At 38.6% G+C, this 13,797-nt stretch carries 8 protein-coding genes; 2 read left to right on the top strand and 6 right to left on the bottom strand.

Features of this window, described 5'->3' with window-relative positions; translation table 11 throughout:
- Positions 1–15 precede the first annotated feature (15 nt).
- The 6 genes from K5G00_RS24765 to K5G00_RS24740 form a co-directional block, all read right to left on the bottom strand.
- Positions 16–3,390 carry a TonB-dependent receptor gene (locus K5G00_RS24765; protein ID WP_238769200.1) on the bottom strand — a complete coding sequence of 1,125 codons (3,375 nt, stop codon included), beginning with the start codon at positions 3,388–3,390 and terminating at the stop codon, positions 16–18.
- 185 nt (positions 3,391–3,575) lie between these two features.
- Positions 3,576–4,574 carry a FecR family protein gene (locus K5G00_RS24760; RefSeq protein WP_238769199.1) on the bottom strand — a complete coding sequence of 333 codons (999 nt, stop codon included), beginning with the start codon at positions 4,572–4,574 and terminating at the stop codon, positions 3,576–3,578.
- 88 nt (positions 4,575–4,662) lie between these two features.
- Positions 4,663–5,247 (bottom strand): RNA polymerase sigma-70 factor, encoded by a 585-nt coding sequence (locus K5G00_RS24755; RefSeq protein WP_238769198.1) that lies wholly within the window; start codon positions 5,245–5,247, stop codon positions 4,663–4,665.
- A 412-nt stretch (positions 5,248–5,659) separates the two neighbouring features.
- Complete coding sequence (locus K5G00_RS24750; RefSeq protein WP_238769197.1) at positions 5,660–6,112, bottom strand: hypothetical protein; 453 nt, start codon at positions 6,110–6,112, stop codon at positions 5,660–5,662.
- Between the two features lie 37 nt (positions 6,113–6,149).
- Positions 6,150–7,766, bottom strand: coding sequence for a RagB/SusD family nutrient uptake outer membrane protein (locus K5G00_RS24745; protein WP_238769196.1), 1,617 nt, complete (start codon positions 7,764–7,766; stop codon positions 6,150–6,152).
- A gap of 17 nt (positions 7,767–7,783) precedes the next feature.
- Positions 7,784–11,038: a SusC/RagA family TonB-linked outer membrane protein gene (locus K5G00_RS24740; protein WP_238769195.1), complete on the bottom strand. Its 3,255-nt coding sequence runs from the start codon at positions 11,036–11,038 to the stop codon at positions 7,784–7,786.
- 449 nt (positions 11,039–11,487) lie between these two features.
- Here K5G00_RS24740 and K5G00_RS24735 point away from each other — a divergent pair, with 449 nt between their 5' ends.
- Together K5G00_RS24735 and K5G00_RS24730 are read left to right on the top strand one after the other, a co-directional pair.
- Positions 11,488–13,254 carry a phosphatidylinositol-specific phospholipase C/glycerophosphodiester phosphodiesterase family protein gene (locus K5G00_RS24735; protein WP_238769194.1) on the top strand — a complete coding sequence of 589 codons (1,767 nt, stop codon included), beginning with the start codon at positions 11,488–11,490 and terminating at the stop codon, positions 13,252–13,254.
- A gap of 267 nt (positions 13,255–13,521) precedes the next feature.
- Positions 13,522–13,794, top strand: coding sequence for a hypothetical protein (locus K5G00_RS24730; RefSeq protein ID WP_238769193.1), 273 nt, complete (start codon positions 13,522–13,524; stop codon positions 13,792–13,794).
- The last annotated feature ends 3 nt before the right edge of the window (positions 13,795–13,797 follow it).

The raw sequence follows: 13,797 nt of genomic DNA, 5'->3' as shown, positions 1-13,797 counted from the left end.
TTCAGATTTAGTTAATTAGAAAGTTACTTGCGCACCAACTGACATTACCTTCATAATAGGATAGCTGGACATTCCGGATACTTCCGGATCCATTATTTCATTTCCTGCATATATTAACCACAGATTCTGACCTGATAAATAAATTTTAGCGCCCGAAATTATTTTTAATGATCGAACCAGATCCGAAGGAATATTATAATTTAATTGAAGGTTCTTAAGTCGCAGATAAGATACGTTAGCGAAGTTGTAATCAGTAACATAAGAACTCCTCCAATATTCTTCGACCCTTTCATAGGCCCTCGGTTTTGTAGCATCTATATTGTCAGGTGTCCACCTGTCTTCGGCATCATATTGAAAGTAGTTTCCACCGGTACCAATTCTTTCATCTGTATAAATTTCCCGTAAAGCTCTTCCATGTCCCTGTAAAAGACCACTTAACTCCCAGTTTTTATACTGCAAATTAAAAGAAGCCCCAAAAGTTAGTTCAGGTGTTGTTGTTAACGGAAATAGTTGTCTGTCATCGTTTGTGATTTCTCCATCATCATCATAGTCCTGAATTATGATATCTCCAGGCCTTGCACCCGTGACGTGGGGCATTGAATTAACCTGCTCCCAATCTCTAAAAATTCCCATTGAACGATAAAGTAAATGTGTTCCCTGCGGAGAGCCGGTCATAACCTGCCATGGTACATTTCGTTCTGGTTCATCATATTCCACAATTTTGTTTCTTGCAAAAGCGAGATTCCCGGATACCTTATATTTTAATTCTCCTATATTGTTATAGTATCCCAAAAGTACCTCAAAACCCCGGTTGTCAACAATTCCAAAATTTTCGTCGGGTAACTCTAATCCGGTAAATTCGGGAACAGATGCATTTCTCTCGACAAGTATATTATTTCTTCGTTCGTAGAAGAAGTCAACATCAAAAGACATTTTATTATCAAGAAATATGGATTCCCAACCGAAATTAAAAACATTGGCTACTTCCCAGGTAATATTTGGATTTGGGATATTGGATTGAATCAGGCCTGAATAATATTCTTTGTCGGTACCTAATACTGCACCTGTTGTTACCCCATAACTTGCCAGGTATTGAAATGCGTCAACAAGATCGTTGCCCATTTGTCCCCAGGAAGCCTTTAGTTTAAATTGATCGATAAAGCCCAATTTATTTTGCCACCAGTTTTCTTCTGAAAGTCTCCATCCTACAAGTACAGATGGAAAGTTTCCCCAGCGGCCGGCTTCTTTTGAGAAACGCAAGGATCCATCCCGGCGAAAACTGAACTGAAACAGGTATTTTTCTTTATAGTTGTAGCTAAATCGTCCGAAATAATTCATTCTTGAATCCAGCTCTACCCACTCATCGTTATCTTTTTCTGCATCGCCACCGGCAAAAAGATATGGAAGTTTGTCACTTAGATAATACCTGCGGAATGCACTAAAACCATTCAAGTCATATTCATTCTGTTCGTAAGAAATAAAGGCGCTGATATTGTGGTTATTGTTAATGGTTTTTACATAATCCAATTTAATGTTTGCCGTTTTTGATTCTGAATGGTCAGAATAATTTGTAACTCTTGGTTCCGGATATCCCTTTGTTGTGCCAATCAAAAATGCTGAGCCATCCTCTTTACCTGTATTCCCTGCAGTGAGATAAGAAGATTCATCCAGACTGTAAAGTGTCCATGGTTTCTGAAATAGTTTTCGTTTTTGCACATATTTATCGTAGGCATAGTAACCTGATAATGTTAGTCCTTTCACCCATGGAATTTTTAAATTGGCTGAAAGTATGTTGTTGCTTCGGTAACGCCTGTCATCATCATACCCGGTTTCGGAAGATGCAGATACCATTGGCTGGTCTCCGTTTTCCAAATCCGGTCCGGGTAAGCCATTTGGAAACAGAGCATGTTGGGTCGGATACATCCTTACGAGAGTTGAAAAAATGTCGCTTGCAGATGTTGTAGGAAACATTCTGTTTTCCTGAACCCCCGCCATATTGATACCAACATTTAAATAATCATTTATTTTAATATCCAGATTTACCTTCAGGTTGTATCTTTTATATGACGTTGCCGAATTGGTATAAATCCCATTGTCCTGTTGTGTACCAAATGAACTATAATAACTGATGTTTTTCGTTCCACCTGATACTGACATACCGTGGTGCCGTGTTGTACTGTGATTTTTTAGAGCTTTGCCGAACCAATCGGTGTTGGGATGTGTCCACGGATATTCTCCGGATTCGAATTTGGCAACATCTTCAAGCGAATACATCATATTTGATTCATCTACATTTCTGTATGATTGGTTTTCTCTTATCATCATTGCATATGTTGCTGCATCTGCCATTTCAGGTAGTTTGGTTGGAGAGAGAAAACCTTCAAAAAAATTGTAAACGAACTTTGGAGGTTTATTCATTTCACCTTTTTTGGTTGTTATTAAAATAACACCATTGGCAGCTCTCGCACCATAAATACCGGCAGAAGCATCTTTTAAAACAGTAACACTTTCAATATCTTCAGGATGCAGAGAATTTAAATCGCGATCGGGAATTCCATCGATCACCACAAGAGGGGTATTATCGCCAAGTGTCGAATTTCCTCTTATTTTGATGGTCGCAGCGTCATTACCAGGCTCGCCGGAATCCTGCATGAAGATTCCACCCGGCAACCTGCCTGCCAGAGCATTGGAAATTCTTGATACCGGAGATGAAGTTAATTCTTCTTCACTAACTGACGTAACAGATCCAATCACATTGACCTTTTTTTGAGTTCCATATCCTATAGCAACTACTTCTTCAATTCCAATAGCGTCCAATTCCAAAGCTGTATTAATCGTTGCCTGATTTCCAATTTCTATTTCTTTTGTTTTCATCCCAACAAATGAAAATGCCAAAATATCCTCCGGCTTAACGTTACTGATCGTATAATAGCCATCTGCATCGGTAACTGTTCCCAGTGAAGTTCCTTTTACCCTAACCGTTACTCCGGGCAGGGGTTGTCCCAAATCATCTGTCACAGTCCCGGTAACTGAATTTTGTTGTTGCCCGATAATCTCTGATTTTCCAATGGCATTGATTAATGAATTTACATCCCCGTTGTATAAAACAATTTGCCGGTCTTTTATCAGATAATGAATATCGGTTTCCTTTAACATCGTCTCCAAAACATCTTCGATTGTTTTGTCAGTAGCATCGATATCTACTTTTTTTGTTACATCAATCTGTTGGGTATTATATAAAAAGAAAAACTCACTCTGGTTCTCAATTTCTTTTAAAGCTGATTCGATTGAGGTTTTCTCAATCTTTAGGTTCAGCAATTTTGTTTGAGAATAGACCGAGGCATTTACGTGTATTAGTGCCAACAGAATTATTGTTATCGTTAGTTTCATAATTCGAACTAATTTGCACAGGTTTTTAGCCCGCCTGCACGGGTAAAACATCAATTTTTTTTTCATAAGTTTGTAATGTTATGTGATACTTTTCCCTTTCGGGGTAAATTGTCTCAGGTTCATGCGGAAACATGAACAACGGGAGGAAGGTGCGGGAACACTTTCCTTCTTTTTTTATAAGAGGTTTATTTCATTGGCATACTATTTTTTAAAGTTATATAAACAATGTCTTCCTTTATTTCATATTTCATGGGAGTGGTAACAGTCATCAGGTTAAGCATTTCCCGAAGGCTTTCCGTTTTTATGGTCATCGTGTAACGCTGGGTGTATTTTAGTTTGTCGTCCAACACGATTTTTATATCATACCAGCGCTCCATTTTTTTTACCACATCAGCAAAAGGAGCATTTTGAAATCTAAGCATATTGTCTTTCCATGAAACATAGAGATCCACATCTACCTTTTTGTTTTTAATTTTATGGGTTTTTTTGTTAAAAACAGCTTGCTGTCCGGGAGTAATTTTTATTTCTTTTCCATCCATATCCCTGATAACCGAGACACTTCCTTCTTCGAGGGTCGTGACAATTTCGGGATCATCATCGTATGCGCAAACGTTAAATCGTGTTCCGTGAACTTCCACTTTCATATCTTGGACCTGAACTGTAAATGTATTTTTATCGTGCACAACAGTAAAAAAACCTTCCCCGTTTAATTCAACGCGCCTTTTCTTTGAAAAAGGGTAAGCATATTTCAGTGTCGACCCCGAATTTAAGTAACCCGTTGATCCGTCGGGTAATACAAACTGAACCTTTTCGCCTTTTGGGGCAATGATTTCAGAAAACTGCGGTGTTTCATTCCAGTATTTTATTGTCAGAAAAATACCTAAGCCCAGCAATGGAAGCAATAGTATTACAGCAACTTTTGAGATTTGATTGTACAGACGTCTGGATACTGAAATCTGTGTATCTTTTTCTTTGGTATTAATATCGAAGTGAATTTTATAAAGAATATGTTTTAAGTCAATCTCAGGAGTTGGCCTGTTGACGGTTTCAATCCATTTTTTATTGAACTGCTGTTTTAAATCAGGCTCATTGGTTTCATCTTCAAAAAGGTCCTCAATCCAACTGCTGTTTGATTCTTTATTTTGAAAATAGATTTCCAGGTCTGATATTTCTTTTTTTTTCATCAATTTTTGAAGATGTTGTTAATGGTAATATCCACAAATGCAATTTTGCACCCAAACAAATTCGAAAAAAATGAATATTTCTCTGAATTTATTTTATGAACATAAAGAAAAACAAGATAACAGGTAGTTTTTTGTTTTCTATTTTATTCCTGATTTCTTTTAAAGCAAGATTTAGGTGATTTTCAATTGTTTTTTTTGAAAGCCCCAGTTCATCAGCTATTTCTTTATTGCTGTGTCCTTCAAATCTGCTTTTGATAAAAACTTCACGGCGTTTTTCAGGAAGGGATTTTGTCAACTCAAGAATGTAATCTTTTAGCGAATTATAGTCGATTTGTTGGGTGGTTTCAATTGTTGCCTCACTTAATAATTCATTATCAGCAAATTTCCGAAACTGTGCCTTTTCTCTGAAATGTTTTTTTATAATATTGAAAGCAATGGTAAATATATACGCTTTAAACGAGCTCTCTTCTTTTAGTTGCCCTCGTTTCTCCCAAATAGTTGTAAATACTTCCTGCACCAACTCTTCTGATTCTTCCACTGATTTCAGGTATCCTTTAGCAAAATAGAACAGTTTTGAACTGTAAATGTCAAAAAATTGATTGAATGCTAAAATGTTACCCGACTTCAATTTTGAAATTAACTGTTTGTCACTATTTTTCTCAACGCTTTTCAATAGGGCGGTAGTTTTGAGCAAAATTAACAAATGACGAATATTTAGCAAGAACTCTTTTTAGTGCGGTAAGATATTTTGAAAAGAAAATGTTTCGTATGTATTTTGTTTTATTACTATAATTTATATTACTCGGTAATTAAAATGCGACCAATGTCATATCAGGATTGCAACCATGGCATGTTATGCTGAACTTGTTTCGGCATCTCTCCGTCATTCCAGATTCATTTCGGAATTTGGAATGACGGAGAGACTGCTTAAGATTGTGACACCAAATAGTGAATTGAGAAAGCTATCGGTTTTTGTTCACATTTTTAGTCGATTGTGTTTTAGATGTAATTCAGTTAAGATTTCAAAAAAAAGGCCACCTCAAGTGAAGTGGCCTTTTGTTAATCAAGGATTCCAGACAATGTTGTTATTCGCTGGCTTGTCTTAGTGTAATTTCAATAATTCCGGAATCGGTTGCTCCGGAAAATACTACGGTTATGGCATCACCTGCTTCCATAAGCTGAGCTTCGGTTCTAGTATAAGTTACAGAAGTTTTAAAGTCGCTACCTACTGTGATGCTTTTTTCAGTCCCTGCCAAAGGTAACAGTTGTTCAGCACCACCCGGGTCCCATGAAGGCACCTGGCGTTTTAAAACTGTTGAGACCATTGTATCTCCCGATTTTGCATTTGGAAAATAACAATTGATGGTAAAAGAGTCATCCGCGGTGGTGACTCCATCGCTTGTTACTTCGGAGATTTCGGTAATGTATACATTACCATTTTCATCGTAGGGTATGTCATAATACGGCTGGTCGGTACAACTCATCATCAGTGCTGTTGCAACGATTAATGACAGTGATATGATAATTTTTGTTTTCATATTTTTCAAATTAAGTAATTATAAAAAGTGATACTTATTAATTTGTAGGCAAATACTGATAATTCTGTGTCATTAACCCATTTCTGGCAATTTCATTACCACCAATGGGTGATAATAAATGCTGGGGACCAAAAGCAAAGTTGAAAATTGCTGGCTGATGACCGACGAAGTTTTGAATAGCCGAAATTTCGCCATCGCCATATACAACGCATTTTCTTGTACGACGCTGATCCCAAAGCATTTTATTCTCAAATATCAATTCATATGCCCTTTCAGCCAAGATTTCTTTCAGACCAACCTCACTTGCTGTGTAAGGCTCAAGTAATGCTCTTTCCCTTACTTCGTTAATTCCTTTTATGATATCGTCATCGGATACAGATTGGCCCAATTGTTTCAGCGCCCAGTTTACTTCTGTAAGCATCAGCAATATCTCACCATACCTGTAATGTGTCCAGTTCAGACCTGAGCCATAAGTTGTTTTAACAGCCTCATATACGTATTGTTTATATAAATGTGGAACATCGAAATGAACGGTATCATCTGGAATCAGAGCTTTAGTATCCCATGTGAAGAAAAACTGACGTTCTTGTTTTCGAAGGTCATCATCAGAATAGGAATTGTAATATCCTACCCATGGAGTAAATGTACCGTTTTCTTCCGATACGGAAATCGCACTTAAAAAAGGAAGAGATGGTTGCATAACACCATTACCTCTGAGTGACCTGTCATACTGCACCTGAAATATTGCTTCCCCCTGGTTGTTCATAACCGGATCGTGCAAATCGTCATAGGTTCCCAATGTATATTCGCCACCATATAACGCGTTAAGTTGTGTTTGTGCCTTTTGCAAAAATTCAACGCCACTGGCAACCGGATATTCGGTCATTGACCATGCCCCTGTACCACACCAATCGGTCCCCGGGTTGGTCGCCACTTCCTGGTAAGGATAACCGGCAACGGTCATGTAAACATCTGCCAGAATTGCTCTTGCAACGTCTTGTGTTACGCGACCATCTGTTGATCTGCCTGCCGAAAGATTTGCAACTGCGAATTCAAGGTCAGGAATAATTATTTCATCATAAATTGTTTTTAGACTGGTACGGGGCATCTCTGTTGCCCATACATCTGTTACTGGTTCTGTTAAAAGAATAGCATCGCCCCAGTAGCGTACAATACAAAAATAATAGAATGCCCTTAAGGTACGTACTTCCGCCAAAGCACTATTAAGGGCTGGCTCAGTCAAATTAATTAAAGGAAGTTGTTGGATAGAAAGGTTGCAGTCTTGTATACCTGAATACCAATAAAACCACGGATTATTGTAATCGTCGAGTAAACTACCTGTTACCTGGTTGGTCATAAATTTGTCAAATTGAACGTGTGGCTCAGTTGTGTACGCCCCACCAGTGGGGTACTCAATTGTAGAGGGAATATTATTTCCCCAGTCTCCTGCACCACTGGTCCAGTCTTGCAACCGTCGATAAGGTCCAATTGTAAAAGGTTCGGCAAATGCTTGATCCGTTAGATCTGCTGCAGTGGTTAGATCTCCTGTAGGCACTTCCTCCAGAAATTTCTCGCAACCACTAAACGCTATCAAGAATGTCACCAAAATCATAGTGAATCTTAGTGCTATTTTGTTTTTTAATTTGTATTTCATTATAAAAAGTTTTAAAGTTAGAAAGTAACATTAACGCCCAAGCTGAGAGTTGTAGGAACCGGATGCATATACTTATCAATATTTGGAACCCTGGTATTAATTTTCTGTATAGCACTACCTTCAGGATCATAAGCTGGAAGTTCAACTGCGGTCCACAAAAAGAAATTATCTGCGGTGGCAAAAACTCTCAATCTATCAATACTACCAAGGTTTCCACGAACGGTATAACCTATTGAAGCCGTCTGCCCCCTAATGTAGGCTGCGTTCCAAATCATATGGGTGTCAGGGTATGAGTCGTAGCGTGCACCTGCATTACCGGCACGAAGCTGCGCTATCATTGTTTCCTGATGATCAGGACGCCATGCATCTAAAGTTGTGTTCATCATACCATTTACAAACTGGCGGTCTTCTGCGGACTCATGCACAATAGCTTTGTCAACTCCGCCTACAAACTGAATGTCGATACTTGCATCAAAGTTTTTGTAAGTAAAAGTGTTGTTCAGTCCACCATAGAATTCCGGGTATGAGTGACCAATTACATCACCGTCAGTCAACAGCTCAATTTTACCATCATTGTTTACATCTTCAAATTTCAGGTCACCGGGTACTTTGCCATAACGCGCAGCCTCTACTGCTTCGTCTGTGCCCCAAGTTCCCATTCGGTTCAGTCCAAAAAATGATCCGATGGGTTCTCCAACTCTGTAAACGCTGGTTCCGTTACCCGCTCCAGTATCTACGTATATGTCAGCACCAGTAGGGCCAAGTTCTGTAATCTCATTTTTATTGGATGCTATTGTAAAGCGAGTTTCCCATTTAAAGTTTGTTTGTTGGAAATTGACCGTGTTTAGTGTGAATTCGATACCTGTGTTTTTAACCGAACCAAAGTTTACGTAAGCATTACCTGTTGTAGTTGATTGAGGTAATGGAAGATTAAATAACATGTCGGTTGTTTTTTTATCATACCAATCCACAGATAAGTTGATCCTATTTCCTATCAGGCCAAGATCTACCCCAATATTGTACTGTGTTGTTGTTTCCCATTTAAGGTCGTTGTTACCGGTAGAGCCTGGATAAAGGCCTGATTGGTAGCCACCTGCCAATAAAACATTAGCATTACTAATATACGTTTGTGTTATAAAATTACCAACTTCCTGATTACCGGTTTGTCCGGCGCTTAAACGGAGTTTAAGGTTAGATATTGTTTCGCTGTCGGCTATAAAACCCTCTTGAGAGATTCTCCATGCTAAACCAACCGATGGGAAAAATGCATATTTGTTGTTTGTTCCGAATTTTGATGAACCATCGATTCGGCCGGTAGCTGTTAACATATATTTGTCCAGATAAGTGTAGTTGACACGGGCAAAGTAAGAGTTTAACGCCCCCCTGGTATTCGCGGAGGATACTTCAGGTGTGTCACTACCCGCACCTAGATTATTCCATTGGTAGAAATTTGAGGAGAATCTTCTTCCCCTTGCATATCCATAGTCATAAGTGTTTTCAGACCATGAAAGCCCTACCATACCATTGAATGTATGATTACCTAATGTTTTATTATAGGTGAAATAGTTTTCGTTCTGCCAATATGCCCATAATCGATGTTCAGCCCTTGCATCTCCACTACTTCTGCCCTGATACAATCCACTATACCATCTTTGAGATTCATTCTCGTTATTTACAGAGAGGTTTGTTTTAAAAGTTAAGTCTGGTGTAATTTGTACATTTAGTTCTAATGCTCCGGTGAATTCGTCATTTAGATAATAACCTTCGTCTTGATCCAGCATAAAAGTTGAACCGGGCCGGTTCTCACCAACATTAAAGTCCCTGGCAATAGCAAATGTTCCCGCATAATCTCCATATATTGTTGGATCATCGGGATACCTATATGCTGGTAGGATAGCAAAGAATTCCGAGGTATTTCTCATCAAGTCACTACTCATTCGGTCTCTTTTTGTTCTTGCATATGATATGTTGGCGCTCAAATCGAGCCATTTAGTAATTTCAATGTCCAAAGTGACTCTGGCATTCAACCGGTTGTTGTATGATTCTTTCAAAAGACTTTCCACGTTGGAACTGCCTAAAGCTAAAGAGTATCTTCCTTTTTCCGTTCCACCACTCACATTAATATGGTGTTTATGTGAAAAAGCTTTTCTAAAGACTTCATCCTCCAGTATTGTGTTAAATCTTGGTTTATAATAGTTTCCATCGTTACCCTGAAAATTAAGACCAGGTAAATACGAGTCTTTTGGAACCTGTTCAAACAAATATGGCATATCAGACCATGATAACCCTGCTGCATTTGGACCGCGAAAATCCTTTGTTGATATCAGTGTTCCAAACTTAGGCGTATTGTTAAATGCCTGTTCATATTCGTACATAAACTGGTCGGCATTTACCACGTAGTTGTTTCTGGTCTTGAACCCAATTGATGCTGAACCATTGTAGTTGACTGTTACATCGCCTGCCTTACCCCTTTTGGTTGTAATAATGATAACCCCGTTGGCACCGCGGGTACCGTAAATAGCAGTTGCCGATGCATCTTTTAAAATATCCATAGATTCAATATCTTCAGGATCGAGGTTTTCCAGGGCATTCACCACACCCACAATTCCATCCACTACAAACAGAGGGTCAGGACTGGTATTTATGGAGTTGGTACCCCTGATTCGAATTTGAGGCCTACCGCCCGGATCACCGGCAGCTTGCCTGATTACCTGAACACCTGCGACTTTGTTTTGGAGTGCTTGTCCAACGTTAATAACAGGTCTGTCAACCAGTTCCTCGGGTGTTACACTTTCGACAGAACCAGTAAGGTCACTCTTTTTCATGGTTCCGTAACCAATGGCTACCACTTCTTCAATACCGATATAGTCGGCCTCCAGGGTAACGTTGATTTGGGAACGATCACTTACAGGTATTTCCTGGGAAATCATACCTACAAAAGAAAACACTAAAACGGGTGAGCTACTTTGCGGCACAATTGAATAATTACCATCTGCGTCAGAAACCGTTCCGTTGGACGTTCCTTTTTCAACTATCGTCGCACCAGGAACAACTTCTCCGTTGTTGTCGGTAATCTTTCCTGTAATAGTCTGTTGATCAAAGGTTAACTCGGATTTTGTTTTGGTTGTATTCTCTGACTCTCCGGGATATAAATCATTCCCAAGAACCTGCATAAATCCTAACAGAAGGCTAATCACTGTTAGGTTCATAATTAATATTAATTTTCTTCCTTTTCCACTAGCAGAGAAAGAATAAATCTTAAGTTTTTTCATAAATTTAATTTTAGTTATTTAGCACTTTTGTTTTAAACCTTTTATTTCAAAAAGTTTTATAAACGGAACGTAAGTATACACTCCTGCGATCACATTCATATAGGTTTCATTGACACCTCCTTTTTTTATAATAAGATTTTATGGGAAATATAATTATGTATAATAATGGTTTAGTATTCAATTTTCGAATATAGATTTAGTTCGACTTAATTTAACGGTTTATGTAAGTTAAGACTTTTTGGACAATGTTTAAATACAATTTTGTATTTATTTTGTGTTTTTTTAAATAGATTTGAAGGGAATAGTCATTAAACTTACGAAAGAATCCTTGTTTTTAGAGGGGTTTTGCTAAGGTTGGCAAGATGAAAAAAGAACAGAAATTACTTGATTGAAACTATCTGTCTTTTTTAATGAGGTGGAGTTAATAGTAAAAGTATAGAAAAAACGTCATGATTGAATACAATAGTAGTTTTGGGATTAAATCTCTGAAATTCAGAGTTCCTTATTTGTTTTGTTTTTTGCTGCCTGCGTTGTTACTTTTTATTTCATTTAACAGTCGGGGGCAGGAGTACAGTGGGAGGGAGTTACAGGACAAATGGGATAAATTTAGTTCTGACCCGGAAATCATCCGTTTCTCCAATGCTATCGAAATTGATAATACGGGGGGGCATATCCAGGGAATTCAATCATTACAAACCTTTTCCGGTCAATATTTTGTTTTAACCGGTAGCTCCGGTTCTCATTCGTATTGTGCGGTGGTAAAAAAAGGGGAAACAAACGAAGTCGTGCGGATGAGTAGGTTGATGGATAAACCTTTTAAACATGCAGGAGGCTTCCAGATTTATCAAAAATATATGGCTGTTGGGATTGAAGACAATGAATTAAAGGATAAATCGAAAGTTTGTATTTATGATATGTCTGAGCCCGAAAATGTATTAATTAAGCCAGTGTCTGTAATCGAGAGGGAAGGGGCAGCGTACAGATCTACGGCAGGTTGTGTGGGAATAACGGAGTATGCTTATGAGATTCTGTTAGCCGTTGGCGACTGGGATACACGGAATATCGACTTTTATTCCTGTGATGTTGATGATTTCCCCGGAGGTGAATTTCGTCTTGATTTCTCACTCAGTACAGAAACCGTTTTTCCGCAAAACATATCAGATAAACAATGGCTGCCATGGCAGAATATTAATTTATTCACCTCTGGCAATAAACTGTTTATGGTTGGACTTGGTCAGGATAATAAGGATAAAAACATTGCCAGTCTTTTTCTGGTGAGTGAAAATGAGACAGGTGGTTTCAATCTGGATTTGCTGGCTTCCAAATCGTTTGACTGTAACAACGGGTGTAGTTTTAAAGCCGCTGCAGGTGTGGAATTTGACGCTAACGGAGATCCGGTTATTATGGCCTGTGGATATCATATAGAAGAAGTTTCAACAATTAACCGTTTTAAAGTAAGACCCGCAAAAAAAAGCATTTTACCTGCACATGCACATAACGATTATGAACATGACCGTCCTCTTTTTGATGCATTGGATAATCAATTTAAAAGTATTGAAGCCGATGTTTATTCAGTGGGCGACTCGTTGTATGTAGCCCATGACAAAGACCAGATAAAACCAGGCAGGACCCTGAGAAAATTGTATTTAGAACCTTTGAAAAAAAGAACTCGCGAAAACAATGGTTCGGTATATGGAAATAAAGAAGAGATAATTCTGCTTGTTGATATCAAAGATGATGCTACCAGAACCTATCAGTTGCTTGACAAAATATTAAAGGACTATGCGGAATATTTGACTGTTTTTGAAAAAGGGAAAAAGGAAACGAGAGCTGTGACGGTGGTCGTTTCAGGTAACCGGCCGTTTGAATATATGCAATCGCAAACATTACGTTATGCCGGATACGACGGGAGGTTACAAAATATCGATTCGGAAATTTCTCCTTCTCTGATGCCTGTAGTCAGCGATAATTGGGCAAAATATTTTTCGTGGAACGGTTTGGGGGAAATGCCCCAACAAGAGATACAACACCTTAACGAAGTTGCGGAAAAAGCGAAGAAGAAGGGATATATTCTCCGTTTTTGGGGAACGCCAAACCAAACCGCGGAACAACGACAAGCGATCTGGACAACATTGTCAAAAGCAGGTGTGGGGCTGATTGGCGCAGATAATTTACCGGAGTTGCGGGAATTTCTTTCCGGCAATGCGATGAATTAAAAACCCTGACACCGTCAAAACTGATCCCGGGTTGCCGGAATATTCAAACTATAAAAAAATTTTCTGCCTGGTTTTGTAATCAAAGTTGTTACCAGGGGGTGGCTAACTTAAATTATTTGTTTTTAGATTGAACCGCTTCCGAATGCAGCAATACTTCGGGTTTTAGCAGCTTTTATTTTTTCTGAAGTTTTTTTGATAACGAATATTTCTATGCTACAAAGTCGGTGAGTCAGATAAAAATAAGAGTATTTTCAAAAAATATTAGATATGTGTCTTAGGCGCGAATGTTTTCCAGCATCTTCCGGCCTGGATGTGGCACTGATTAACGAATTAACACTGTTAAGTGGCGCACTGCGTTATTGCCAGGCCAAATGGATGAGTATCTTTCGGGCGCGCGAGGAAGCACAGAACCAATGGAAAAAGCAATCGCCTCAGGCATTTGAATTCCACGATGCACTCCTGCTTGATTTGGCTGTTTTAGGTGAGAAATACCCGGAACCTCTGACAGCTATTTATTTCGATTTGAAAAAACTTGCGTAGTCA

The sequence above is a fragment of the Maribellus maritimus genome (assembly GCF_022267315.1).
Taxonomy (GTDB): Bacteria; Bacteroidota; Bacteroidia; order Bacteroidales; family Prolixibacteraceae; genus Draconibacterium; species Draconibacterium maritimum.
The sequence above is the reverse complement of the archived record's forward strand: the minus strand, read 5'-3'. Positions and strand labels throughout refer to the sequence as shown.

Excerpts from the sequence above, each read along its gene's own strand:
- K5G00_RS24765 (WP_238769200.1), bottom strand. The coding sequence starts at position 3,390 with ATGAAACTAACGATAACAATAATTCTGTTGGCACTAATACACGTAAAT.
- K5G00_RS24760 (WP_238769199.1), bottom strand. The coding sequence starts at position 4,574 with ATGAAAAAAAAAGAAATATCAGACCTGGAAATCTATTTTCAAAATAAA.
- K5G00_RS24750 (WP_238769197.1), bottom strand. The coding sequence starts at position 6,112 with ATGAAAACAAAAATTATCATATCACTGTCATTAATCGTTGCAACAGCA.
- K5G00_RS24745 (WP_238769196.1), bottom strand. The coding sequence starts at position 7,766 with ATGAAATACAAATTAAAAAACAAAATAGCACTAAGATTCACTATGATT.
- K5G00_RS24740 (WP_238769195.1), bottom strand. The coding sequence starts at position 11,038 with ATGAAAAAACTTAAGATTTATTCTTTCTCTGCTAGTGGAAAAGGAAGA.
- K5G00_RS24735 (WP_238769194.1), top strand. The coding sequence starts at position 11,488 with ATGATTGAATACAATAGTAGTTTTGGGATTAAATCTCTGAAATTCAGA.
- K5G00_RS24730 (WP_238769193.1), top strand. The coding sequence starts at position 13,522 with ATGTGTCTTAGGCGCGAATGTTTTCCAGCATCTTCCGGCCTGGATGTG.